Here is a 23,057-nt window from a genome sequence, read left to right as displayed (position 1 = left end):
AAAGGCACAAAACAACAACTATTTTACAAATTGGCGACGTGGCAGGCTGCTTTCATGGCCGTTTCAATGATATACTGCCTGTCGTTCGTTCAAAAATAGTTGATAAATACAACATTCCCTTGAATTGAAACGCTTTCCTTCGATATTCGCAACTGGAACACGCACGCTATGAGTAAACCCATTGTGATGGAACGCGGTGTTAAATACCGCGATGCCGATAAAATGGCCCTTATCCCGGTTAAAAACGTGGCTACCGAGCGCGAGGCGCTGTTAAGAAAACCGGAATGGATGAAAATCAAACTTCCGGCTGACTCTTCGCGTATCCAGGGGATCAAAGCGGCGATGCGCAAGAATGGCCTTCACTCCGTCTGTGAAGAAGCGTCTTGCCCTAACCTTGCTGAATGTTTCAATCACGGCACCGCGACGTTTATGATTCTGGGTGCCATCTGTACCCGCCGCTGCCCATTCTGTGACGTTGCTCATGGCCGCCCGGTCGCGCCCGATGCTAACGAGCCGCAAAAACTGGCGCAAACCATCGCTGACATGGCGCTGCGTTATGTGGTCATCACATCCGTTGACCGCGACGATCTGCGCGATGGTGGAGCTCAGCACTTCGCTGACTGCATTACTGCTATTCGCGAGAAAAGCCCGAACATTAAAATCGAGACGCTGGTTCCTGACTTCCGCGGCCGTATGGACCGTGCGCTGGACATCCTGACCGCGATGCCGCCAGATGTGTTTAACCACAACCTGGAGAACGTGCCGCGTCTTTATCGTCAGGTACGACCGGGTGCGGATTACAACTGGTCTCTGAAGCTGCTGGAGCGCTTTAAAGAAGCCCATCCGCATATCCCTACCAAGTCAGGTCTGATGGTCGGTCTGGGTGAAACTAATGACGAAATCATCGAAGTCATGCGCGATCTGCGCCGCCACGGTGTGACCATGCTGACGCTGGGCCAGTATCTGCAGCCAAGCCGTCACCATCTGCCGGTACAGCGCTACGTCAGCCCGGATGAGTTTGATGAGATGAAAGCCGAAGCGCTGGCGATGGGCTTTACCCACGCAGCATGCGGTCCGTTTGTTCGCTCTTCTTACCATGCTGACATGCAGGCAAAAGGCGAAGAAGTCAAATAGTGCTGTAATATCCATTTACAGTAATGCAAAAAACCGGCCTGATGAGCCGGTTTTTTTTCGCAAGCCCTCAGGCATTGCTATTACTCTTTGTGAGAAAGCTTCTCTGCCGGGATGTCCTCAGCGCTTTTCTTCGCGGCTGCATCATCGTCGTTCATCGCTTTCTTAAAGCCTTTGATGGCAGCCCCCAGGTCACCACCCAGCGTGCGTAACTTCTTGGTACCAAACAGCAGGACGACCAGTGCGGCAACCACCAGCAGTTTGGTAATACTAATCTCACCCATAGATACCTTCTTTACATAAAACAGGCTGCATTCAGCGCCAAAACCTGACTGTATTAACGGTCATTTGGCGCGTGCACACAATAGCAATCTGTAACAAGGTGAATCAAGCATTGTTGAAAAAAACATCACATTAATTGCGGTGGCGCAAAGCGTCGGTTACGAAGAACAGGTAATTGCTGACGCGCAAGCGCAATTCTTTCTAAAAATATCTCCGTCATCAGCAGCACCGGCGCTTCCGCTGCTGCGGCAACCGTGACTCCCAGTGGATCAACCACCCTGCTCTGCCCGATATTTTTATTGCCACACTCCCCGGAAGCAACGACATAGCAGGTCGTGTCCAGCGCGCGCGCCGCAAGCAGCGTTGCCCAATGCTGCTCTTTCAGCGGTCCCTTAACCCATGCAGCAGGCAATACCAGCACGTCTGCCCCTTGCAGAGCCAGATGCAATGCCAGCTCAGGAAAACGCAGGTCGTAGCAGGTCATTAACCCAACCTTAAACCCGTCAATATCAATTAACGGCGCAACGCGGTCACCAGGGTCAACACGCCGTGACTCCTGAATGCTGAACGCATCATAAAGATGAAGCTTGGCATAGCGCGCGATAATCACGCCATCACGGATAGCCACCAGCGTATTTACGGCGCGCCCCGGCACTGAAGGAACGTGCACTGTTAAGATGGTCGTCATCGCGTTACCCACGCTCTCGGTGAGCAACGGCTGTAAAAAGTCGCCATCAAGCGGCTGCGCGGACTTCACGGACAGATCCGGGTCATTATCATCCCTTGCCAGCAGCGCTTCCGGGAGAACCAACAGCGACGCGCCCTTCTGCCGGGCCTGTGTCATCAGGTTCACGCATTGTAGTGCATTAACCTGCCAGTCAGGCGTGACTGCAAACTGCCCTACCGCCACATACATATTTGTCCCCTCATCATAAACAGCGTTAAACTCGCTACTCTTACACATCAAATAGCAGGTATTTAGCGTGTTACAACTCCTTTTGGCTGTTTTTATTGGTGGAGGCACAGGGAGCGTTGCGAGATGGTTCCTGAGTATGCGGTTTAACCCCCTGCACCAGGCGATTCCCATGGGGACACTGGCTGCCAACCTGATTGGTGCTTTTATCATTGGTATGGGGCTGGCCTGGTTTAACCGGATGACGCACATCGATCCCATGTGGAAGGTCCTGATTACCACCGGGTTCTGTGGCGGTTTAACGACTTTCTCAACCTTTTCTGCGGAAACGGTTTTTCTCTTTCAGGAAGGCCGTATCGGCTGGGCGCTGGTGAATATCGCGATCAACATGCTTGGATCCTTCGCGATGACAGGGATCGCATTTTGGCTATTTTCCTCAGTAAGCACGCATTAACCGTCGGGGCGTTAATGTTGGCTTAATTTTTCTCTGTCACTCTGGAGGCCATACTGAACGAGGGTGACAGAATGAAACAGAATCTGATGAGCGCAGGAATGGTGTTGTTGAGCGTACTGATCGTTGCCAGCTTCCTGAAAATGTACCTGCTTGGCTGATTCATAACGAAAAAAACCCGCTCAATGAGCGGGTTTTGAAATTCTTGCTGACGCGTCTGAATTACAGAGCGATTACGTTAGCAGCAGAAGGGCCTTTGGCACCGTTAGTGATTTCGAACTCTACGCGCTGACCTTCAGCCAGAGTTTTGAAACCATTAGACTGGATTGCAGAGAAGTGTACGAACACATCTTTGCTGCCATCTTCAGGAGTAATGAAACCGAATCCTTTGGACTCATTAAACCACTTAACGTTACCTTTAATCTTAGACATCAAAATTACCTTTACATTAAAAAACGACACAAATGCTGTGTCGGTTACCAGTACAACAATTGTGGGACCTTTTGTCCAGCGGATCTTTGACAAAAAGTGACTAAAGTCGCGTTAATTTTCACTGGCAGATTTTTATCGCTTAGGAATCAATGCCTGCGCGTTTTTTCACCAGCTGGTAACCTTTTTTCAGTCAAAACTGAAAACGCATCCAGGCGAAGTAAACGTTACCGTTGTTGTACGTCCCGGGGATGTAGGTCATCTGGAACGTTGCCGGGCCATAGCCAATCGAGGCCAAAGGCAGCAGCACGGGGATCGGAATGTAGTTCCAGTTATCACGCGCCGTCACCCCTGCGGTATAGCCTAACCCGACGTGGAAATTCTCGTCCGCCAGCGGGCGCCACGTTTTCTCCCAGCCGTAACCCCCAATCGGTTCCCATTTATTAAACGAGTCTTTAAAGGCCATCAGATAGATGCCGTGCCAGTTTCCTTTCTCATCCCAGCGTGACTGACCAAAACCAGCCCCCCACGGGCGCTCGTTGTATTTATCTGTTTTCTCTTTGTCATAAGCAAAGCGCGCATGCCACGTTATTGCCGGTACATAGAGATCATAATGTTCAGGTGCTGACCAGGTCTGCGAAACATTATCCGTAAAAGTAGAGAACCAGCCTTTATTCGTCGCGTTGTCTTCTGCCTGTGCAACAGATGAAAACGTTAACTGACCAAAAATAAACAATAAAAGAGAGAAAAAAGTATTACGTAAGCTCACAATGCAATTACCATTCTTAATATTCGAAGCAAAGTTTACCACACAATAGTTGAACCACGTCTTAACGGCATCAGCACTACTCCTAAATATCAGGCCTCTTTTCGGGAATATTCTTAAGGCAGCGTTCAGGCTGGCCCAAATAAACCCACAATATGTATGACTATAACATTTTCATCCATCCCGATTAACAGGCCGGAAAACACATAATTTTAACATTTTGTTATCATTAAAGAGACATGTTACGCTGTTTCTGGCGGTCAACTTCCTGATGACATAAATGCCTGGGCCATGGCAAAAACGCTGTGATACTGTTCTTTAGTCGTCTATTTATTGATTTTAATCAGCAAGGGCAGGCCATTAATTCGGCACATTTTCATCCTTCTTATTTTATTAATTTTTTTGTACCTCAGGGCATAGGATACAGGGGAAATCATGCTTACGTTTATCGAACTCCTTATTGGGGTCGTCGTCATTGTCGGTGTAGCCCGCTACATCATTAAAGGGTACTCAGCCACGGGCGTTTTATTTGTTGGCGGCTTAACACTCCTGAGTGTCAGCGCATTAATGGGGCATCAGGTATTACCTGCCAGCGCAGCCAGCACGGGTTTTACTGCCACGGATATTGTTGAATATATTAAAATACTGCTCATGAGCCGTGGCGGCGATCTCGGTATGATGATCATGATGCTGTGCGGTTTTGCCGCCTACATGACCCATATCGGCGCTAATGACATGGTGGTTAAGCTTGCCTCGAAACCCCTGCAGTATATTAACTCCCCGTATCTGTTAATGGTTGCCGCCTATTTCCTCGCCTGTCTGATGTCGCTGGCCGTTTCATCGGCCACCGGTCTTGGCGTACTGTTAATGGCCACGCTGTTCCCGGTGATGGTGAACGTGGGCATCAGCCGCGGTGCAGCGGCAGCCATTTGCGCATCACCGGCCGCCATTATTCTTTCCCCAACCTCTGGCGACGTTGTGCTAGCCGCCAAAGCAGCCGAGATGTCGCTGATCGACTTCGCCTTTAAGACCACGCTGCCGATCTCGATTGTCGCCATTGTGGGAATGGGGGTCGCGCATTTCTTCTGGCAGCGCTATCTCGATAAAAAAGAGAACATCAGCCATGAGATGATGGATGTCAGCGAAATCACCACCACCGCTCCAGCGTTCTACGCCATTTTGCCGTTCACACCGATTATCGGCGTGCTGATTTTTGACGGCAAATGGGGTCCACAGTTGCACATTATTACTATTCTGGTCATCTGTATGCTGCTGGCTGCCGTGCTGGAATTCGTGCGCGGTTTCAACACGCAAAAAGTCTTCTCCGGCCTGGAAGTGGCGTATCGTGGAATGGCGGATGCCTTCGCGGGCGTGGTGATGCTGTTGGTTGCGGCAGGCGTGTTTGCCCAGGGTCTGAGCACGATTGGCTTTATCCAGAGCCTGATCTCCATCGCCACGTCGTTCGGCTCAGCCAGTATTATCCTGATGCTGGTGCTGGTCGTTCTGACCATGCTGGCGGCGATGACCACCGGTTCTGGTAACGCGCCGTTTTACGCTTTCGTTGAGATGATCCCTAAGCTGGCTCACTCCTCTGGCATCAACCCGGCTTACCTGTCTATTCCGATGCTTCAGGCCTCAAACCTGGGTCGCACCATCTCTCCTGTTTCAGGCGTGGTCGTTGCGGTTGCGGGTATGGCAAAAATCTCTCCGTTTGAGGTCGTCAAACGCACGTCAGTCCCGGTGCTGGTTGGCCTGATCATCGTCATTATTGCTACCGAAGTGCTGGTTCCCGGCGCTGCCTAAGTAAAATTCCTGATTTCCAAAAAGCGCCTGCTGGCGCTTTTTGTGCTTTAATAACTCCCAAAAATTAATCGAGCACAACCAATCAGGAAATCACATGTTCAGGAAGGATATCGTTATCTCGTCTGGCGCAGTTGCGCTTGCACTCAGTGTCTTCTCCGCACAGGCAGAACCGCTCAACGCTACGCAATATGGCGATTTCGATCGCTATGTACTGGCGCTGTCCTGGCAAACCGGGTTTTGTCAAAGCATGGTTGAGCGTAACCGCAATGAACCGGATGAATGTCGTCTGCAAAAAGAGAGCGAAAATAAAGCCGATTTTCTGACCGTCCACGGGTTATGGCCTGGTCTGCCGAAATCGATAGCGGCACGAGGCGTGGATGAACGTCGATGGATGCGATTTGGTTGTGCCACGCGTCCCATCCCGAATATGCCGGAAGCAAAGGCCAGCCGCAAATGTGCTGCTGCCGAAACCGGGCTGTCGCTTTCCGGTGCGGCAAAACTTAACGAGGTGATGCCGGGCGCGGGCGGAAACTCCTGCCTGGAACGGTACGAATACGCCAAGCATGGCGTCTGTTTTGGTTTTGATCCCGATGCCTATTTCGGCACCATGGTGAGAATGAATCAGGAAATGAAAAACAGTGCCGTCGGTCAATTCCTCGCGGCTAACTACGGTAAAGCCGTCAGTCGTCGTGATTTTGACAACGCCATTGCCAAAAGCTGGGGCAAAGAAAACATCAAAGCCTTTAAGCTGACCTGCAATGGCAACCCGGCGTATCTCACTGAGATGCAGATTTCGCTGAAAGCAGACACCATTAACCAACCGCTTTCCGCAACGTCCTTTGCCCCGCAGCCACATCCTGGTAACTGCGGAAAACAATTTGTCATTGATAAAGCCGGTTATTGACCCACCACCGGGCGCACCATATCGAACCGGTGTTCATCACTGATCCCATAGTACGCCGTCGGCCCACCCGCTCGCAGGATGGGCTGCGCTTTCGCCGTCTGGTATATCCCCTCTTCCAGTAGCGTTTCCGCTATATGGATCCCCACCACTTCACCCAGCACCAGCCAGGTATCAACCGGGGTGCCATCGGCTCCGGTAAGCTGAATGCACTGAGAAAGGCGGCACTCAAAATTGACCGGGCTTTCCGCCACACGAGGAGCACTCACCAGTTGGCTTGCGGCGGGGGTTAATCCTGCAAAGGTAAATTCATCCCGATCGTGAGGAAGCGTAGCCGAGGTTTGATTCATGGCATGTGCCAGATCGCGCGTCGCCAGATTCCAGACAAACTCCTTTGTCTCGTGAATATTTCGCACGCTGTCTTTCCAGCCGTTGCTGGAAAAACCGATGATCGGCGGGCGATAGTTAAAACAGTTAAAGAAGCTATACGGCGCGAGATTCAACTGACCGGCCCGATCGCAAGAGGAGATCCAGCCAATCGGACGGGGACCAATAATGGCGTTCAGCGGGTCATGCGGCAGGCCGTGCCCCTGAGACGGTTGATAGAAATACATAGTGCTCTCTCGTTGATGGGGCAGACACGCATAATGCTTCGCGCAACACCCGGGTTCAGGATACTCAGCGTAACGCAATCCGCCTGGAATTAAGACTGAATAAATTTCAGCGAAAATTCATATGGGACATGAATGTGACCTTCATCACTTCAAACTTGAGCGTTCAGCCAGTATCATCGGGTAAGTTAAACCCTCGCTGCCAGACGGCGAGGGTTTTCTTTTGGATTGGTTTCTGCGTTAGACGCAGCATTAACGACATGGAGTAAAAAATGTCCAGACCCACCATTATCATCAATGAACTCGACGCAGAACGTATCGACCGATTGCTGGAAAAAGCCGAATTCGCCTCACTTCCGGTGGCCGATGCCCTGAATGAGGAACTCGACCGCGCGCAGATGTGCACACCTGAGTCAATGCCGCATGACGTGGTCACCATGAACAGCCGGGTAAAATTCCGCAACCTGACCACCGGTGAAGAGCTGACCCGCACGCTGGTTTACCCGGCTCAGATGACTGACAGCAGCGCGCAGCTTTCGGTTCTTGCCCCTGTCGGCGCCGCACTGCTGGGACTGCGCACAGGAGATACCATCCACTGGGATTTACCGGGCGGGGCCTCCACTCATCTGGAAGTGCTGGAACTGCTCTACCAGCCAGAAGCTGCGGGCGATTACCTGCGTTAATCCCTTCTGAACAAGCGCCCACTCGCTTTGCACAGAGGATGCACCCGCATCCTCTTTCCGCAAATTCACCTGATTTTCCTATATCACCCTTATTCCCCTTAATACACGCTTAATCTGTTTTGGTGCCGTGGGGACGGTCATGGGTGAGATAGTGGTTATCACATTCATTTTTTTACTTTTTGTGGCCATCATCGTCTCGGCTGTGCTTTACCTTGAACGCCACTGGTGAACGCTCACGTCACCGCTCTGCCCCGCACGCTGCGCAATGATTTTTTTCGCGGCATCACGATCGTCATCAAAATTGACGGAGTGATTACAGAATCCATAACTATTTTGTGGTTGAATGATTTCAGCGTTTATAAACAAGGAGAAACGGGTATGTATCAGAGAATCATTATGCCGGTTGATGTTTTTGAAATGGAACTGAGTGACAAAGCAGTGCGTCACGCGGAATTTCTCGCACAGCAGGACGGTATTATTCACCTTTTACATGTCTTGCCGGGCTCCGCCAGCCTGAGTCTGCACCGCTTTGCCGCCGATGTGCGTCGCTTCGAAGAGCACTTACAGCACGAAGCCGAGACGCGCCTGCAAACCATGGTCGGGCATTTCAGCATCGACCCGTCGCGCATCAAAACCCACGTCCGGTTCGGTAGCGTACGCGATGCCGTCAATGAACTGGCCGCGGAGCTGAATGCAGACGTAGTGGTGATCGGTTCACGCAATCCTTCCATCACCACTCACCTGCTAGGGTCAAACGCCTCCAGCGTGATCCGCCATACCCACATTCCGGTGATGGTGGTTCGTTAACTGCCCATAAAAAACCCCGCTTGCGCGGGGTTTTGTTTATCAGTACAGATGACCAATATTGACGATGGTACTGACGGTATCACCGAAGAAGGTCAGGCGGCTGAGCACCACGCCCACCAGCAGGATAACAAATACGGCTTTCTGCATCGGATGGCGCCTTAGCGACAACGTGAACCCCACGACGCAGCACAGCAGGCAGCCCAGATAGAGCGGCGAGCTTAACCAGGCGTGAGCGGTCATTTTCATGATGGTGCCGCCGCTGAGCCAGAGTACCGGTGCGGCAATCAGCAGCGCCATCAGGGCGATAATGCCCTGACGCAGTGCGACAGCTGACGCTTTCATCCCGAGCAGCGGTGTAGCTGCACAGCCCAGCACCCAGACGGTGGCAAAGAACAGCATCATGGTGATGCCGTTGGCAATGGCCTGCATCGCCGGCGCGGCGTAGGTCATCCCCTGCACCACCACCAGCAGTATCCCGAACAGGGACGCCAGCAGCGCTGCGCCTTTGTTGCCTTTCGTAAGGAAAGCCAGGCCAATTGTGCCGCCATACAGCATCGCGCCGAGAATCTCACGGCTCAGCCAGGCATGTTTCAGGTTGATTAACGCATTATAAGCGTGTTCCGGGTGCGCCAGATGCAATACCGCGGCGATGGAGGCAACCCCCAGGATCAGCCCCGTGATCAGCCAGTGAAGACGGTTGCCCTGCACTTCGCCACGCAGCGTGCGCCAGCTCAACAGGAGCGTCATCCCAACGGACATCTGGCTCAGCACGGTAAAAATCACTAACGGCAGTTCGTACTTTTCCATTATTTATCCCCCGGCTGTTTAGGCTGACGGGCCAGAATGAAGCGCGTACCCGGATTAAGCTGCGGCATTTTTGGGAAGCACGGCGGATACTGAACGGAATTATTTGGCAGCGGATCGGCATCCAGATCGATCAGGGTCAGCGCCCCAACCGGACAGGCGTTAACGCAGGCAGGATTTAAGCCGATATCCAGACGTTCGTAGCACATGCTGCACTTCTCGGCCTTCTGCGTTTCCTCATTGAAGCGCGGAGCGCCATACGGACAATTGCGGATACAGTTTTTACAGCCGATGCAGCGCTCAGGCTTATGCACCACCACGCCATCATCACGTTTGGTGTAGGCTTCCACCGGGCACGCCGCCAGACAAGCGGGGTTTTCACAGTGGTTACAGGCCAGCGAAAAGAACGCACGCTCCTCATGCGGGTAAATTTCTTTATCCAGCGGGTAGACATAGCGCCAGAAACGTTCGGGTTCGAGCTGGTTGAAGCTCTTACAGGCCATGGCGCATCCGCGGCAGCCAATACATTTATCACTGTTCACTAAAAATGCGCGTCTCATGCGTCCGCTCCTTCATTGGCAATGAGGACAATATCGACAAACTGATCGTGAATAGCCGCGCCCGGTGCACCGGTGGCCATTTTACCCATATCGGCCGGGGTATCTTTCACCACGTTCTGCACGTTATAGCTAAGCTTGTTGAACCAGGATTCGTACATGACCAGGAAATCTTCCGGTACATTGGTGGTCACTTTGGCACGCAGTTGAACCTCGCCGATCTCGTTGAATACCCGCACTGTCGCCAGGTCACGGATCCCCTTTGTCTTCGCAGCAACCGGGTGGATATAGACAAAGGGCTCCGGCCAGAAGACCTGCATCCAGTCAAGGTTAACGAACTGCGAATGCAGGCCGTACTGCAGGTGCGGCGTAAAGAGCTGGAACGGCAGTTTACCTTCTGCGGCTGGCAGATATTCCGGCAGCGCTTTATGGCCGTTCTCTTCGCAGCGCGCGGATAAAAACTCATACTTGCCTGACGGCGTTTTGAACTTCCGATCGTGCCAGGCTGCGCTGCTCGGCATTTTGGCCTTCACCGGCCCCTTCAGCAGATCGTCCCAGGAGCTGATGCCAAACTGCTTCGCCAGCCCGTCGTTGAATTCCAGATCCAGCCATTTTTTCTGGTCAACATCCTGTGGGAAGGTGCAAGAGCCCGGTTCCATTTTGTTGATGGTACGGGAGAGCAACACGGCAATATCCAGGTCGCTCTTGCATTCGTACATCGGCTTGATGGCAGGTTCGTTTACCGTCAGCCAGTAGTGCCAGTAAGACGAAGAGGCGCTCCAGTGCTCGAAGGTGGTGGTGACAGGCAGAACGATATCCGCGTGCTGAACCGTCTCGTTAAAGAACTGATCCACGCACACCACCATTTCCAGCTTGTCGAACGCTTTTTTCATCTTGTTGCGGTCGAAGTCCTGGGCAAACGGGTTCTTACAGGCCACCCACAGCATGCGGATAGGGGGATCGTTGGCGTCCAGAATGCTTTGCGCAGTCTGGTTCAGGTTGAGCGCGCGGTCAGAGTACTTGCGCTTTTCGCCGCTATCGCTGACAAACTCGCCCACCGGGCCTGATACCCCTTCCATCCCTACAGAACCCACCGGGGGTGTCTGCGTCATTGCATGGTAGTTATAGCCCCAGGTCTGCAGATGGCCGTAGCGAGCGCCACCGCCTTCTACGCCGATATTGCCGGTCATGGCGACAAAGGCATCAATCGCACGCACGTTCGCACCGCCGTTCACGTGGCGCTGCATACCGTAGCCAATCCAGACGGTGGAGGGCTTAACCGCCGTGAACTCCTCGGCAAGCTGGCGAATCACATCCGGCGCCAGACCACAAATTTCCGATGCCCACTCTACCGTGATGTTGTTGAGCAAGTACTGCTCAAACTCCGGATACCCGTGCGCGAAATGATTGACGAACTCCTGGTCCACGCGGCCGGTGTCCACCAAATGGCGCGCCATACCCAGCGCCAGCGCACCGTCTGAACCTGAACGCACGCGCAGATAGAGGTCGGCTTTCGCGGCAGTTTGCGAGAACAGCGGATCGATAACCACCACTTTCGCCCCTTTCTCGCGGGCCTGATAGATGTACTTCATGGTGTGCATGGAGCACCAGGCCGGGTTCGCCCCCCAGAGGATAATGTATTTGGCTTTAACCAGATCTTCCGGGTCGTTACACCACATGTCGCCCATGTCGTAGTGCTGTGCGTCAATGCCCGCAGGCCAGCACGGCGTACCGGCAAAACGCGTGGTGTAGCCGAGCGAGGACATCATCCCCTCCACGGCATAGCTCATCACCCCCAGGTTGCCGGAATATTTGGTCAGCGCCAGGCCAAGCAGGGAGCCATCTTTCTTTTTGATCTCCAGCATCTTGCTGGCGATCCGCTGCATGGCCTCATCCCAGGAGATGCGTCGCCATTTGCCGCTGCCGCGTCCGTCCTGAATCATCGGATATTTTATACGGTCCGGCGAGTAGACCCGGCGCGGGTAGGTCAGCCCTTTCACGCACGGCGCACCGTGGGTAAAGGTGGATTCGCTTGCCCCCTCGACGAAGGTAATCACGTCATCTTTCACCCACGTTTTTAAGCTGCAGGTGTCATAGCAGTTACGCGGACAGGCGTTACGGAAGATTTTGTAGGTTTTCGGGTTAAACGGAATGGGCGGTTGTGCCATGGCACATCGGGAGGATAATAATCCGCCGGGTAATGCGGCGACGGTACCTAGCGCAATCAGTCCTTTTAAAAGGAGCGCCGGTTAAGCTGCCCTTTATCAATAGTCATAATATTACTCTCGTTTTTAATTCATCAAACCAATTAGTCAGTAGCACGGCGAGGCATTTAATTACGGCTGTTTTCGCACAATCCTTTATTTTTGCGATAAATGCCGGGAGCCATAATTCGAGATGCGCGCGGACAAAACGGGTAAGTGCTTCATGATATTGCGGTGAATGTCTGGCATGCACTAATAGCATTACGGCCAGTTCAATTTCATAGCTGATATGGTCGTCGGGGACGCTATTTTCCGCGGTGACGGACAGCCCAATGCTCTGCAGGAATTCGCGCACGCTCAGCGTCGTCGCCCCCATCAGCAGAGGCTCCTCGTCCAGATAAACCGAGGCATAAGGTGGCGCCAGCAGCGTCGCCGGGCCGACAAACAGCGCATTAAAGTCATACTCGACGTTTAACGCCTCATCCTGCGGCCAGGACTCACTCTCAGGGAAAAAATAGCGTAACGAGGCGCATCGCGAGGTCATATCCGCCGCGTTGAAGAAATCACGAAACATCAACCCCTTTATTTCAAAGGGTGTTAACGCCTCATATATTGAAGGTGTGAATATATCTTTATCATTCATGTTAAATATAAATATTTATCAACAGAAAACGACGAGATATTATCAGCAGGCTTATTAATTTCTTTGATCGAAGCAGGTAGTTAACGCATGAAGCGTTCAATCACGACAATAATTGAGAATAAAAAAAACCAATAAAAAAGCCACCCCATGATGAGGTGGCTACTGCAGGTATCGTCTTACTTTTTTTTATGCTGTTTTGGTGCGAATCAGATAGTCAAACGAACTCAGGGACGCTTTCGCACCTTCGCCCGTGGCAATGATGATCTGTTTGTACGGCACGGTCGTACAGTCACCTGCGGCGAAGACGCCTTTTACGCTGGTTTCACATTTCGCATCAATGATGATCTCGCCCATACGGTTGCGCTCAATCGCGCCTTCCAGCCAGGTGGTGTTTGGCAGCAGACCAATCTGCACGAAAATCCCCGAAAGCTGAACGCTGTGCACGTCGCCGCTGATGCGGTCACGGTATTCCAGGCCGGTCACTTTGCTGCCGTCGCCCTTCACTTCGGTGGTCTGCGCGTTCAGGATGATGTCGACGTTTTTCAGGCTGCGAACTTTATCCTGCAGAACCTGGTCGGCTTTCATCTCTGGAGCGAACTCCAGCAGGGTCACATGTTCCACAATCCCCGCCAGGTCGATAGCCGCTTCCACGCCGGAGTTACCGCCGCCGATCACCGCTACGCGTTTACCTTTAAACAGCGGACCGTCACAGTGCGGGCAGTAGGTCACACCTTTGGTGCGGTACTGATCTTCACCTGGAACGTTCATGTTGCGCCATTTCGCGCCGGTGGCAATGATAATGCTACGCGCTTTCAGCACCGCGCCGGATGCCGTTTCAATCTGGTGTAAACCGCCTTCGACCGCAGCAGGAACCAGCTTGCTGGCGCTCTGGCTGTCGATGACATCCACGTCATAGTCGCTGACGTGCGCTTTAAGTGCGCCAGCCAGTTTCTGGCCTTCGGTTTTCGGCACGGAAATGTAGTTTTCGATGTCCACGGTATCCAGTACCTGGCCGCCAAAGCGTTCACCCATCAGACCGGTACGGATCCCTTTACGCGCGGAGTAAACCGCCGCTGCCGCGCCCGCCGGGCCGGAACCGACGATCAGCACATCGTAGGCATCACGTTTGTTCAGCGCTTCTGCTGCGCGTTTTTCTGCGCCAGTATCCACTTTGGCAACAATTTCCGTCAGCGTCATGCGGCCCTGACCAAACTCCTGACCATTCAGATAGACCGCCGGCACGCCCATTACGTTACGCTCGGTGATCTCATTCTGGAACGTACCGCCGTCAATCGCCGTGTGTTTGATGCGCGGGTTCAGCACCGACATCAGGTTCAGCGCCTGCACCACGTCCGGGCAGTTGTGACAGGAGAGTGAGTAATAGGTTTCAAACTCGAAATCACCGTCGATATCGCGGATCTGCTCCAGCAGAGCCTGCGCTTCTTTAGACGGATGCCCACCGGTCCACAGCAGCGCCAGCACCAGTGAGGTAAATTCATGCCCCAGCGGAGAGCCGGCAAAGCGCGGCCCCTGATCAGAACCCGGGTTGGCGATCAGGAAAGAAGGCTTACGGACTGCAAGCGTATTGTCTTCTTTGAAGGTCACTTTCGGTGACAGTTCAGCGATCTCTGCCAGCAGTTCCTTGATCTCTGCCGATTTCGCGCTGTCATCCAGCGTGGCAATCAGCTCAACAGGTTTGGTCAGTTTCTCAAGGTAGGCCTTGAGCTGGGTTTTCATATTCGCGTCGAGCATTGTTCTTCCCTCTCTTAAGACGTCATCATGCAAGCTGCCTTATAGGGGCGGCCTGAATGCAACTTGCATCATGGTGCTAATGAAATGGGCGCGGGCGCGCCCATGGATTGCCGGGTGACACTTCGTTTACCCGGCCTACGATACTGTAGGCCTGTGCAAACGCGGCGCCGCCAGGCTTTGCCGACTTAGATCTTGCCGACCAGGTCTAAAGATGGAGCCAGCGTCGCTTCGCCTTCTTTCCATTTCGCCGGGCACACTTCGCCTGGGTGGGAAGCCACGTACTGAGCGGCTTTCACTTTACGCAGCAGGTCAGACGCATCACGGCCGATACCTTCAGCGGTAACTTCGATAGCCTGGATAATGCCCTGCGGGTCAACAACGAAGGTCGCGCGGTCGGCCAGACCTTCATCTTCACGCATATTGTCGAAGTTACGGGTCAGGGCGCCAGTCGGGTCGCCGATCATCGCGTATTTAATTTTCGCGATGGTTTCAGAGCTACTGTGCCACGCTTTGTGGGTGAAGTGGGTATCGGTAGAGACAGAGTAAACGTCTACGCCCAGCTTCTGCAGTTCTTCATAGTGGTCAGCCACGTCACCCAGTTCGGTCGGGCAAACGAAGGTAAAGTCAGCCGGATAGAAGAAGAACACGCTCCAGCGACCTTCAGTATCTTTCTCAGTGACTTCAATGAACTCACCGTTTTTGAACGCCTGGTTTTTGAAAGGTTTAATTTTGGTATTAATCAAAGACATCTGTACTTCCTCCGTGTTTTCGTTGAGATGTAAGGTAACTAACTTTGCTCATCGGGGCTAATGCGTTTGCTTTATCAAATCAATCAGCCATACCTAACAACATCAACAAGACAGTAAGGTGAACCTTTTAAAGGAAACGCCAAAAGTAAAAAGGCCGCCTCTACGGGCGGCCCTTTTACCTGAATTCCCCGCAGGTACATTCAGTGCCAGCTTAAGCTGGCGTTGCGTTGCGCTCTACGCCCTTAACATCAAGGTGGTAACAGCCGTTTAATTACACCATCCGTGCCAGGCTTGAGCAATCCACGGGAGAGGCATTCCTGCCTATGGCTGTGATAGGCAGTTTCGAACATAATGACGGGGCGTTATAAATTAATTTTTATTATAAAAATAACTCAATATATAAATGACAATTGTCAATTAAAGTGCCTCTTAGCGAGATAAAATTATCTTAATCATCTTTGAAGTACTATTTTAATAATCTGACGTCGTGATATATTAAGACGCGTTTAATTTAAAATTAAGAGAGTTAACCGAAAGGATTGTAAATGGTTAACTTCAAACTATAGTTATCAGTGATATGATAACCCATGCAAACACGGCATCCTCAGGACGACACATGGCAAATCTCTACGATCTTAAAAAATTTGATCTCAACCTGCTAGTCATTTTTGAATGTATCTATCAACATTTGAGTATCAGTAAAGCGGCTGAGACGCTCTATATTACCCCCTCAGCAGTGAGTCAGTCACTGCAACGTCTGCGCGGACAACTCAACGATCCCTTGTTTATCCGTTCAGGTAAGGGCATCACCCCCACTACGGTTGGCGTCAACCTTCATCATCATCTTGAACAAAACCTCAATCAGCTTGAGCAAACCATCAATATGATGCACAGCAACGGGTTGAAGAAGAGCTTTGTCATTTACGGTCCGCAGTTTATGACGCCTAAAATCATGCTGGATCCGATGAAAATCCTGATCGAGAAATATAACTATCAGGTTGAGCTGCATGATGTCTTCCTTGCCCCGGACTCAGCAGAAGACCTGCTGGCATACCGGAAAGCGGACCTTGTCTTCTCTTTTGCCCCGCTGAATAGCCGTTCAACGGCCTGCTGCTTGTTCCAGCAGATGTCTTTTACGCTGGTTTGCCGTCAGGATCACCCCCGTCTGGGTTTACAGGCGACGCGTGACGAAATTCTTCAGGAAAAATTTACGGCCTACCTGAGTGATGAGTTGAGCGTAAAGAATTTTCAGGAGCATACTGAGCAACTGCTTCCCGAACGAAATATCCTGTTCCGCAGCGACTCGTTTATCTCACTGCTGTCGATGATAGGCAATTCCGATCTGATTGGATTAGCCCCTACGCCAGCCTATGAGCAGTATGGTCCGGCATTAAATCTCCGTAAGATTGAGACTGACATTACCTTCCCGACAGTCCCGGTTTATATGATGTACAATCGCTCAGCACTGAATAATGCTTCCTTCTCCAATTTTATTGATGACTTAAACTTACCACAATAATTATAACTGACTGTTTTCAGCAGTCAGTCCTTTTTATATATTCACAAGGGAAATGTATTTGGCGTAATTATATGATTAATTTTTACCTATAATTATCTTCTCTCTAAGAGTATTATCCCCATTATTCATGCGCCATCTGATAAGTATCACTCAGTAATGGATTGATATGTCACTTTACAAATTTCCATTGAATCAAAACGTAGTCGATGCCACGCAAGAGCGAATAAAATGGACCCTGGAGAATTTATCCAGGGTGTGTGTCTCTTTTTCAGGGGGAAAAGATTCCACCGTCATGTTACATCTGACGGCATTATGCGCCCGTAAAATGAAACGCAAAATAGACGTTCTCTTTATAGACTGGGAAGCGCAATTTACTTACACCATTAATCATGTCGAACATATGCGCGCCTTATACAGCGATGTCATCGATCGTTTCTGGTGGGTAGCGCTTCCCCTCACCACGCAAAATTCCCTGTCGCAATTCCAGCCAGAGTGGCAATGCTGGGAACCCAATACCGAGTGGGTACGGCAACCGCCTGACGATGCCATAACAGATCCCGCCTTTTTCCCCTTTTACCAGGGGGGAATGTCTTTTGAGACCTTTGTGCGCAGTTTCTCGGACTGGTTCTCTCTCAACCGCCCGGCCGCCGTCATGGTCGGGATACGCGCCGATGAGTCATACAACCGTTTTCTGGCTATCGCATCAGCGCGTAAACAACGCTTTGCCGATGATAAACCCTGGACGACCGTCGCACCGGGTGGGCATGCCTGGTATATCTATCCTCTCTACGACTGGAAAACCGCGGATATCTGGACCTGGTTTGCAAAAACCGGCAATAGCTATAACACACTCTATGACCTTATGTATCAGGCCGGCGTACCACCGCGCTATATGCGCATCTGCGAACCTTTTGGCCCGGAACAGCGTCAGGGCTTATGGCTCTATCATGTTGTAGAGCCCGAACGCTGGGCGACCATGTGCGCACGTGTCAGCGGCGCGCGTAGCGGCGGAATTTACGCCGGGCACGACAACCATTTTTACGGTCACCGCAAAATACTCAAGCCGGACCATCTTTGCTGGCGGGAATATGCCCTGCTGCTTCTCGACAGCATGCCGCAGAATACGGCCGAGCATTACCGCAATAAAATCGCCATATATCTGCACTGGTACCAGAAGAGGGGCATGGAGGATATTCCCGATACCCAGGAGGGCGATATCGGTGCCAAAGACATCCCTTCATGGCGCCGCGTTTGTAAGGTTTTACTTAATAACGACTACTGGTGCAGAGCGCTGTCTTTCAGCCCAAACAAACCCAAACATTATCAGCGCTACAGCGACAGAGTGAAGGCAAAACGCAAGGAGTGGGGCATTTTATGCGACAAAGAATAATCAACGAAATCGAAACGTACCTTCAGTCACTTCCTGAAGAGGACCAAATTAACGCCATTAATGCCTTTCGCCAGGCACTGCATAAATATAGCCCGTTTAACGATCAACCCATCGACTGCGTATTGTGGATCAAACAGGACGCTATCACGGCTAACGATTACAACCCCAATAATGTTGCCCCACCGGAAAAACGGTTGCTCATTAAGTCGCTGGAACTTGATGGATTCACCCAGCCTATTGTTGTAACAGAAAACGAACCACAACATTATGAAATTGTGGATGGTTTTCATCGTCATGAGATTGGCAAAAGTCGGGCTGCGTTAAAGCGCAAGCTGAAGGGTTACCTGCCTGTCACGTGCCTGCGTCAGGAACGACTCGGTAAATATGACCGCATGGCCTCGACCATCCGACACAACCGCGCACGCGGACGGCATCAAATCAACGCGATGTCTGAAATCGTTCGAGAACTTGCGCAGCTTGGCTGGAGCAATGAAAGAATTAGCGAAGAGCTCGGTATGGATGGTGACGAGGTGCTGCGTCTCAAACAAATCAACGGCCTGCTGGAACTGTTTGCAGACCGTCGTTACTCAGAAGCCTGGACGGTGAAATAATCAGAGCGTGTTCAAACGCTCTGCCGCAGCCAGTAGCGTCGATTCCTGCTTCGCAAAGCAGAGACGAATCAGTTTATGCGGAAAAGGATCGGCGCAGAACACCGACAACGGAATAGCGGCCACGCCGACTTCTTTTGTCAGCCACTGGCAGAAACTGACATCATCCAGATCGGAAATGGCGCTGTAGTCAGCCAGCAGGAAGTACGTCCCCTCGGAAGGCAAAATTTCCAGGCGACTTTGAGCCAGTGCGGTCACAAACAGATCCCGGCGTGCACGGTAAAAATCCGGGAGGTCGCGATAATGCTGTGGTTCATCGCGTAGCATGTCCGCCAGCGCCAGCTGAGCCGGGGTATTCACCGCAAACGTCAGGTACTGGTGTACCTTACGTAATTCAGCGCTGATGGCGGCAGGTGCCACGCAATACCCCACCTTCCAGCCGGTCATATGGTACGTTTTGCCAAATGACGACACGGCCACGGCACGTTCACGAAGCTGCGGATGGGCCAGCACGCTGGCGTGCCCTTCTTTAGTAAAACAGATGTGCTCATACACCTCGTCGCTCAGGACATAAATTTCACGTTCGGCAATGGCCTGCCACAGCGCGGCAAAATCGGCTTTCTGCCACACGCTCGCAGACGGGTTATGGGGCGTATTCAGGATCACCAGCCGCGTTTTATCGCTCAGCAGCGCAGCGAACGCCCGCCAGTCCGGGCGGAAATGCGGCGGCTGCAGCGCCACGCGTTTCACCACGCCGCCAGAGAGTTCAACCGCAGGCGCGTAGCTGTCGTAACTGGGGTCAAAACAGATGACCTCATCGCCCGCGCGCACCAGCGCGGTGATGGCCGCATACAGCGCTTCGGTCGCCCCTGCCGTCACCGTGATGTCGCTATTCGCATCCGGTTTATGGCCATACAATTCCGCCGTTTTATCCGCAATGGCTTCCCGCAGCGCCTGCACGCCCGTCATCGGCGCATACTGATTTGCTCCCTGCGCAACGTGGTACGCCAGTCGTTCCTGCAACCAGGCCGGTCCGTCAAAATCCGGGAATCCCTGAGAGAGATTAATGGCGTTGTGCTGCTGTGCCAGAGCGCTCATCTGCGTAAAGATGGTGGTGCCGAGATTAGGAAGTTTACTCTGAGGAATCAATGCGTTATTACTCATTATGCGGTGCCTGCATGTAATACTTATGTTGCTGCCACTATAACACGATGTTACCATTTGGCAATCAAGACGCTTAGACGTCTATACCATATCAATATTCCTGGTCGAGAGGTAAAAGGCAATGGCAGACAACCTGCAACTCACACAACTTGTCGACGCCTGCCGCTGGATTGGCGCCAAAGGCTGGGCACCCGCCACCGGTGGCAACATGTCTGTGCGAGAGGATGAACACCTCTGCTGGTTGAGCGAATCCGGTAAAGACAAAGGCAGCCTGACCACGGCGGATTTTCTGCAGGTCGAGATCGCCACAAACCGTGCGCCGTCAGGCCGCAAGCCGTCGGCAGAGACCGGGCTACACACCCTCATTTATCGCCTGTTCCCCGAGGCCAACGCTGTCCTGCACGTTCACACCGTCAACGCGACGGTGCTGTCACGTCTGGTCAGGGAAACCGAGCTGAACATCAGCGGCTTTGAGATGCAAAAATCGCTTACCGGACAGGCCACCCATCTGGATACCGTCTCCATCCCGGTGTTTGATAATGACCAGGATATCGACGCCCTCGCCTCGCGAATCGCCCATTACGCGCAGGAACGCCCGCTTAATTATGGTTTTCTTCTGCGCGGTCATGGCTTAACCTGCTGGGGACGCGATGTGGCCGAGGCCCGCCGTCATCTGGAGGGACTGGAATTTCTTTTTGAATGCAAAATGCGTTTACGACAACTGGAGAGAGTATGATTCGCGCAATTGTGACGGATATTGAAGGGACCACCAGCGATATCCGTTTTGTCCACGATGTTTTGTTCCCCTACGCGCGTGAGCGGCTGGCGGCGTTCGTCACCGCGCAGCAGTACGCCGAGCCGGTCAAATCCATTCTGGACAATCTGCGCGATGAAATCGGTAACCCGCACGCCAGCGTCAGCGAGCTTATTGACGCCCTCTTTGCCTTTATGGATGAAGACCGTAAATCCACGGCGCTCAAAGCGCTGCAGGGGATCATCTGGCACGATGGCTACGTGAATGGCGACTTTACCGGCCACCTCTACCCGGACGTCCTGCCTGCGCTGGAAAAATGGAAAGCGCAAGGGATTGATCTCTATGTTTATTCCTCGGGATCGGTCGCCGCACAGAAACTGTTATTTGGCTACAGCGACGAAGGTGATATTACTCATCTGTTCAGCGGCTATTTTGATACCCACATCGGCGCCAAGCGCGAGGTGGCGTCTTACCAGAACATTGCGGCCCAAACGGGTATCGCGCCGTCGCAGATCCTGTTCCTGTCAGATATTCATCAGGAGCTGGACGCGGCTGAACAGGCAGGCTTTCGTACCCTGCAGCTGATTCGCGGCGATGATGACGGGGCAAGCCATCACCATCAGGTCCACCAGTTTGACGAGATAAACCCGGAGCAGATCCCTTCATGAGCGCATTAACTGTCTATTCTGATAAAGACGCCAGTCAACCAAAGTGGCACAGCACCGACGTCGCCGAGATCGCCCGGCAGCTCAACGCCAAAGGCGTACGTTTTGAACGCTGGGACGCGGACCGCGATTTAGGTCAGGATCCCGCCCCGGAGGCAGTGATTGAGGCTTACCAGCATGCGATCGACAAACTGGTGGCAGAGAAAGGTTATCAGAGCTGGGACGTCATCAGCCTGCGGGCCGATAACCCACAAAAAGACGCGCTGCGCGCAAAGTTCCTGAGCGAACATACTCACGGCGAAGATGAAGTGCGCTTCTTCGTGGAAGGCGCGGGATTGTTCTGCCTGCACATTGGCGATGAGGTCTATCAGGTTTTGTGCGAGAAAAACGATCTGATCTCCGTACCCGCGGGTACGCCGCACTGGTTTGATATGGGTTCAGAGCCGAACTTTACCGCGATCCGTATTTTCGATAACCCGGAAGGCTGGGTTGCGCAGTTTACCGGTGATGCGATCGCGGATGCGTATCCACGTCTGGCATAATCTTTTCTCCCTCTCCATGTGGGCTGAGGAATCCCCGGTAATTTGTTAGCAGAAGCAATAAGCTGCTTTCAGAATGACTGAAGGCTTTCAGCGATGCCCTGGTCCGGCTGTAAATCGCCGAAGCGTTTCCGTAAGGCCGGGGCGAGGCGCACGGATGCGCCGAGAGGGCCTGGCCTGCAGGGATGCAGGCTCATGCCCGACCCGATAGCCTGAAGGAATAAGCTGAGGGCACCGCGACGCGGCGATTTACCGCCGGGAGCCCGGGTTGCCAGGGTGGTGGCGATTGAGCCACCCTAGCACGTTCACCGGTCATGTCGTTACAGAGTAGCAAAGAACATTACGTGAACGGAATGACCACTAAAGCCGTATGTTCCCCTCACCCTAACCCTCTCCCAAAGGGAGAGAGGATTGTTCCGTGCTGACATAATTTTGTGGGGAAATCTCAACCCTTTGGGAGAGAGGTTCTAAGCCCTTTCACATACCCCACCAGCTGATCCAGCACAATCCCCCACCCTTCGTGGAAGCCCATCTGTTCATGCTGCTCACGAATTTCCTTCGTCGGGTGGCGCGCAATTGCCGTATAGCGGGTTTTGCCCTCGCCCACCTCCTCCAGCAGCAAAATCGCCGTCATAAACGGCTTCTCGGCCGGTTTCCAGCCTTCCGTATAACCGTCGGTAAAGACCAGTTTTTTTCCCGGGTCGATTTCAAGAAACACACCCCGGTTATCCATCCGCTGTCCGTCCACCTCAAATACGGTATTGAACCGACCGCCCACGCGCAGGTCGAGGTCGCATTCGGTCACTTTATGGGGAGCAGGAATAAAGAAGTTTTTGATGTGCTCGGGCGTGGTCCAGCAGAGCCACAGCAGGTCGCGCGGTGCATCCACCACGCGCTCCAGTTTTAAGTCAGTATCAGGATCAAGCGTCACG

The 23,057-nt window shown here is 52.5% G+C and carries 25 protein-coding genes and 1 pseudogene; 13 read left to right on the top strand and 13 right to left on the bottom strand.

Annotated elements, in window-relative coordinates:
- The first annotated feature begins 168 nt into the window (after positions 1–168).
- The gene (gene lipA, locus ACOTXR_RS00325; RefSeq protein ID WP_050862827.1) at positions 169–1,134 is read left to right on the top strand and encodes a lipoyl synthase; all 966 of its coding nucleotides are present in this window, start codon (positions 169–171) and stop codon (positions 1,132–1,134) included.
- An 80-nt stretch (positions 1,135–1,214) separates the two neighbouring features.
- On the opposite strand, the gene tatE is transcribed toward lipA, so the two are convergent.
- Both tatE and ACOTXR_RS00315 read right to left on the bottom strand, forming a co-directional pair.
- A complete protein-coding gene (gene tatE, locus ACOTXR_RS00320; protein WP_014882988.1) occupies positions 1,215–1,415 on the bottom strand; it encodes a twin-arginine translocase subunit TatE in 201 nt (66 codons plus the stop codon).
- Between the two features lie 125 nt (positions 1,416–1,540).
- Entirely contained in the window at positions 1,541–2,329 is a 789-nt protein-coding gene (locus tag ACOTXR_RS00315) for a deaminated glutathione amidase (protein WP_050862828.1), read from the bottom strand.
- 67 nt (positions 2,330–2,396) lie between these two features.
- Between ACOTXR_RS00315 and crcB the strand changes: the two genes are divergently transcribed.
- Positions 2,397–2,780, top strand: a complete 384-nt coding sequence (gene crcB / locus ACOTXR_RS00310) for a fluoride efflux transporter CrcB (protein ID WP_014882986.1) — start codon at positions 2,397–2,399, stop codon at positions 2,778–2,780.
- A 219-nt stretch (positions 2,781–2,999) separates the two neighbouring features.
- On the opposite strand, the gene cspE is transcribed toward crcB, so the two are convergent.
- Positions 3,000–3,209, bottom strand: coding sequence for a transcription antiterminator/RNA stability regulator CspE (gene cspE / locus ACOTXR_RS00305; RefSeq protein WP_002439184.1), 210 nt, complete (start codon positions 3,207–3,209; stop codon positions 3,000–3,002).
- Between the two features lie 190 nt (positions 3,210–3,399).
- Positions 3,400–3,975, bottom strand: coding sequence for a lipid IV(A) palmitoyltransferase PagP (gene pagP / locus ACOTXR_RS00300; RefSeq protein ID WP_014882985.1), 576 nt, complete (start codon positions 3,973–3,975; stop codon positions 3,400–3,402).
- A 432-nt stretch (positions 3,976–4,407) separates the two neighbouring features.
- Here pagP and dcuC point away from each other — a divergent pair, with 432 nt between their 5' ends.
- Together dcuC and rna are read left to right on the top strand one after the other, a co-directional pair.
- The gene (dcuC, locus tag ACOTXR_RS00295) at positions 4,408–5,775 is read left to right on the top strand and encodes an anaerobic C4-dicarboxylate transporter DcuC (RefSeq protein WP_058689802.1); all 1,368 of its coding nucleotides are present in this window, start codon (positions 4,408–4,410) and stop codon (positions 5,773–5,775) included.
- Positions 5,776–5,869: 94 nt separating this feature from the next.
- Positions 5,870–6,679 carry a ribonuclease I gene (rna, locus tag ACOTXR_RS00290; RefSeq protein ID WP_032637201.1) on the top strand — a complete coding sequence of 270 codons (810 nt, stop codon included), beginning with the start codon at positions 5,870–5,872 and terminating at the stop codon, positions 6,677–6,679.
- Here the strand turns inward: rna and ACOTXR_RS00285 are convergent.
- On the bottom strand, positions 6,673–7,290 hold the full coding sequence (locus ACOTXR_RS00285; RefSeq protein ID WP_023336911.1) for a flavin reductase family protein: 618 nt from the start codon (positions 7,288–7,290) through the stop codon (positions 6,673–6,675). The genes rna and ACOTXR_RS00285 overlap by 7 nt on opposite strands.
- 269 nt (positions 7,291–7,559) lie before the next feature.
- Here ACOTXR_RS00285 and rnk point away from each other — a divergent pair, with 269 nt between their 5' ends.
- The 3 genes from rnk (at position 7,560) to uspG (ending at position 8,777) form a co-directional block, all read left to right on the top strand.
- Positions 7,560–7,970, top strand: coding sequence for a nucleoside diphosphate kinase regulator (gene rnk, locus ACOTXR_RS00280; RefSeq protein ID WP_014882981.1), 411 nt, complete (start codon positions 7,560–7,562; stop codon positions 7,968–7,970).
- Positions 7,971–8,109: 139 nt separating this feature from the next.
- The gene (gene yldA, locus ACOTXR_RS00275; RefSeq protein WP_350028918.1) at positions 8,110–8,199 is read left to right on the top strand and encodes a small membrane protein YldA; all 90 of its coding nucleotides are present in this window, start codon (positions 8,110–8,112) and stop codon (positions 8,197–8,199) included.
- Positions 8,200–8,348: 149 nt separating this feature from the next.
- The gene (uspG, locus tag ACOTXR_RS00270; RefSeq protein WP_014882980.1) at positions 8,349–8,777 is read left to right on the top strand and encodes a universal stress protein UspG; all 429 of its coding nucleotides are present in this window, start codon (positions 8,349–8,351) and stop codon (positions 8,775–8,777) included.
- A 39-nt stretch (positions 8,778–8,816) separates the two neighbouring features.
- Here uspG and ACOTXR_RS00265 read toward each other — a convergent pair whose 3' ends face one another.
- From ACOTXR_RS00265 to ahpC, 6 genes and pseudogenes are all read right to left on the bottom strand, one after another.
- Positions 8,817–9,584: a dimethyl sulfoxide reductase anchor subunit family protein gene (locus ACOTXR_RS00265; protein WP_058689801.1), complete on the bottom strand. Its 768-nt coding sequence runs from the start codon at positions 9,582–9,584 to the stop codon at positions 8,817–8,819.
- Positions 9,584–10,141: a 4Fe-4S dicluster domain-containing protein gene (locus ACOTXR_RS00260; protein WP_421766966.1), complete on the bottom strand. Its 558-nt coding sequence runs from the start codon at positions 10,139–10,141 to the stop codon at positions 9,584–9,586. The genes ACOTXR_RS00265 and ACOTXR_RS00260 overlap by 1 nt, the downstream gene beginning before the upstream one ends.
- Positions 10,138–12,413 (bottom strand): annotated as a pseudogene (locus tag ACOTXR_RS00255) (molybdopterin-dependent oxidoreductase). The gene ACOTXR_RS00260 and the pseudogene ACOTXR_RS00255 overlap by 4 nt, the downstream one beginning before the upstream one ends.
- The gene (locus ACOTXR_RS00250; RefSeq protein ID WP_063433613.1) at positions 12,410–12,985 is read right to left on the bottom strand and encodes a TorD/DmsD family molecular chaperone; all 576 of its coding nucleotides are present in this window, start codon (positions 12,983–12,985) and stop codon (positions 12,410–12,412) included. The pseudogene ACOTXR_RS00255 and the gene ACOTXR_RS00250 overlap by 4 nt, the downstream one beginning before the upstream one ends.
- A 186-nt stretch (positions 12,986–13,171) precedes the next feature.
- Positions 13,172–14,737: an alkyl hydroperoxide reductase subunit F gene (gene ahpF / locus ACOTXR_RS00245; protein ID WP_014882975.1), complete on the bottom strand. Its 1,566-nt coding sequence runs from the start codon at positions 14,735–14,737 to the stop codon at positions 13,172–13,174.
- Positions 14,738–14,922: 185 nt separating this feature from the next.
- Positions 14,923–15,486, bottom strand: a complete 564-nt coding sequence (gene ahpC / locus ACOTXR_RS00240) for an alkyl hydroperoxide reductase subunit C (protein ID WP_014882974.1) — start codon at positions 15,484–15,486, stop codon at positions 14,923–14,925.
- A gap of 616 nt (positions 15,487–16,102) precedes the next feature.
- Between ahpC and citR the strand changes: the two genes are divergently transcribed.
- The 3 genes from citR to ACOTXR_RS00225 all read left to right on the top strand — a co-directional run bounded on the left by citR (position 16,103) and on the right by ACOTXR_RS00225 (position 19,006).
- The gene (citR, locus tag ACOTXR_RS00235; protein ID WP_023332380.1) at positions 16,103–17,005 is read left to right on the top strand and encodes a DNA-binding transcriptional repressor CitR; all 903 of its coding nucleotides are present in this window, start codon (positions 16,103–16,105) and stop codon (positions 17,003–17,005) included.
- A 166-nt stretch (positions 17,006–17,171) separates the two neighbouring features.
- On the top strand, positions 17,172–18,395 hold the full coding sequence (locus ACOTXR_RS00230) for a phosphoadenosine phosphosulfate reductase (protein WP_023332379.1): 1,224 nt from the start codon (positions 17,172–17,174) through the stop codon (positions 18,393–18,395).
- Positions 18,380–19,006 (top strand): IbrB-like domain-containing protein, encoded by a 627-nt coding sequence (locus ACOTXR_RS00225; protein WP_014882971.1) that lies wholly within the window; start codon positions 18,380–18,382, stop codon positions 19,004–19,006. The genes ACOTXR_RS00230 and ACOTXR_RS00225 overlap by 16 nt, the downstream gene beginning before the upstream one ends.
- Here ACOTXR_RS00225 and ACOTXR_RS00220 read toward each other — a convergent pair whose 3' ends face one another.
- Positions 19,007–20,167 (bottom strand): pyridoxal phosphate-dependent aminotransferase, encoded by a 1,161-nt coding sequence (locus tag ACOTXR_RS00220; protein ID WP_014882970.1) that lies wholly within the window; start codon positions 20,165–20,167, stop codon positions 19,007–19,009.
- A 121-nt stretch (positions 20,168–20,288) separates the two neighbouring features.
- Between ACOTXR_RS00220 and ACOTXR_RS00215 the strand changes: the two genes are divergently transcribed.
- From ACOTXR_RS00215 to ACOTXR_RS00205, 3 genes are read left to right on the top strand one after another with little or no spacing between them, the layout of a single operon-like run.
- Positions 20,289–20,903, top strand: a complete 615-nt coding sequence (locus tag ACOTXR_RS00215; RefSeq protein WP_058690356.1) for a methylthioribulose 1-phosphate dehydratase — start codon at positions 20,289–20,291, stop codon at positions 20,901–20,903.
- Positions 20,900–21,589 carry an acireductone synthase gene (gene mtnC, locus ACOTXR_RS00210; protein WP_014882968.1) on the top strand — a complete coding sequence of 230 codons (690 nt, stop codon included), beginning with the start codon at positions 20,900–20,902 and terminating at the stop codon, positions 21,587–21,589. Before ACOTXR_RS00215 ends, mtnC begins: the two co-directional genes overlap by 4 nt.
- A complete protein-coding gene (locus ACOTXR_RS00205; RefSeq protein WP_032637209.1) occupies positions 21,586–22,128 on the top strand; it encodes a 1,2-dihydroxy-3-keto-5-methylthiopentene dioxygenase in 543 nt (180 codons plus the stop codon). The genes mtnC and ACOTXR_RS00205 overlap by 4 nt, the downstream gene beginning before the upstream one ends.
- Positions 22,129–22,570: 442 nt before the next feature.
- Here the strand turns inward: ACOTXR_RS00205 and ACOTXR_RS00200 are convergent, their stop codons facing one another.
- Positions 22,571–23,056 carry an SRPBCC family protein gene (locus ACOTXR_RS00200; RefSeq protein ID WP_047344410.1) on the bottom strand — a complete coding sequence of 162 codons (486 nt, stop codon included), beginning with the start codon at positions 23,054–23,056 and terminating at the stop codon, positions 22,571–22,573.
- Position 23,057: the final 1 nt, after the last annotated feature.

The organism is Enterobacter cloacae complex sp. IR53030, assembly GCF_049238365.1.
Taxonomy (GTDB): Bacteria; Pseudomonadota; Gammaproteobacteria; order Enterobacterales; family Enterobacteriaceae; genus Enterobacter; species Enterobacter kobei.
This window is presented reverse-complemented; position numbering and strand designations above follow the sequence as displayed.

Coding starts and splice junctions, on each gene's coding strand:
- ACOTXR_RS00250 (WP_063433613.1), bottom strand. CDS start 12,985: ATGAATGATAAAGATATATTCACACCTTCAATATATGAGGCGTTAACA.
- ACOTXR_RS00260 (WP_421766966.1), bottom strand. CDS start 10,141: ATGAGACGCGCATTTTTAGTGAACAGTGATAAATGTATTGGCTGCCGC.
- cspE (WP_002439184.1), bottom strand. CDS start 3,209: ATGTCTAAGATTAAAGGTAACGTTAAGTGGTTTAATGAGTCCAAAGGA.
- ACOTXR_RS00230 (WP_023332379.1), top strand. CDS start 17,172: ATGTCACTTTACAAATTTCCATTGAATCAAAACGTAGTCGATGCCACG.
- ahpC (WP_014882974.1), bottom strand. CDS start 15,486: ATGTCTTTGATTAATACCAAAATTAAACCTTTCAAAAACCAGGCGTTC.
- dcuC (WP_058689802.1), top strand. CDS start 4,408: ATGCTTACGTTTATCGAACTCCTTATTGGGGTCGTCGTCATTGTCGGT.
- ACOTXR_RS00220 (WP_014882970.1), bottom strand. CDS start 20,167: ATGAGTAATAACGCATTGATTCCTCAGAGTAAACTTCCTAATCTCGGC.
- mtnC (WP_014882968.1), top strand. CDS start 20,900: ATGATTCGCGCAATTGTGACGGATATTGAAGGGACCACCAGCGATATC.
- citR (WP_023332380.1), top strand. CDS start 16,103: ATGGCAAATCTCTACGATCTTAAAAAATTTGATCTCAACCTGCTAGTC.
- ahpF (WP_014882975.1), bottom strand. CDS start 14,737: ATGCTCGACGCGAATATGAAAACCCAGCTCAAGGCCTACCTTGAGAAA.
- rna (WP_032637201.1), top strand. CDS start 5,870: ATGTTCAGGAAGGATATCGTTATCTCGTCTGGCGCAGTTGCGCTTGCA.
- ACOTXR_RS00285 (WP_023336911.1), bottom strand. CDS start 7,290: ATGTATTTCTATCAACCGTCTCAGGGGCACGGCCTGCCGCATGACCCG.
- ACOTXR_RS00265 (WP_058689801.1), bottom strand. CDS start 9,584: ATGGAAAAGTACGAACTGCCGTTAGTGATTTTTACCGTGCTGAGCCAG.
- ACOTXR_RS00315 (WP_050862828.1), bottom strand. CDS start 2,329: ATGTATGTGGCGGTAGGGCAGTTTGCAGTCACGCCTGACTGGCAGGTT.
- rnk (WP_014882981.1), top strand. CDS start 7,560: ATGTCCAGACCCACCATTATCATCAATGAACTCGACGCAGAACGTATC.
- ACOTXR_RS00205 (WP_032637209.1), top strand. CDS start 21,586: ATGAGCGCATTAACTGTCTATTCTGATAAAGACGCCAGTCAACCAAAG.
- ACOTXR_RS00215 (WP_058690356.1), top strand. CDS start 20,289: ATGGCAGACAACCTGCAACTCACACAACTTGTCGACGCCTGCCGCTGG.
- ACOTXR_RS00225 (WP_014882971.1), top strand. CDS start 18,380: ATGCGACAAAGAATAATCAACGAAATCGAAACGTACCTTCAGTCACTT.
- yldA (WP_350028918.1), top strand. CDS start 8,110: ATGGGTGAGATAGTGGTTATCACATTCATTTTTTTACTTTTTGTGGCC.
- tatE (WP_014882988.1), bottom strand. CDS start 1,415: ATGGGTGAGATTAGTATTACCAAACTGCTGGTGGTTGCCGCACTGGTC.
- lipA (WP_050862827.1), top strand. CDS start 169: ATGAGTAAACCCATTGTGATGGAACGCGGTGTTAAATACCGCGATGCC.
- uspG (WP_014882980.1), top strand. CDS start 8,349: ATGTATCAGAGAATCATTATGCCGGTTGATGTTTTTGAAATGGAACTG.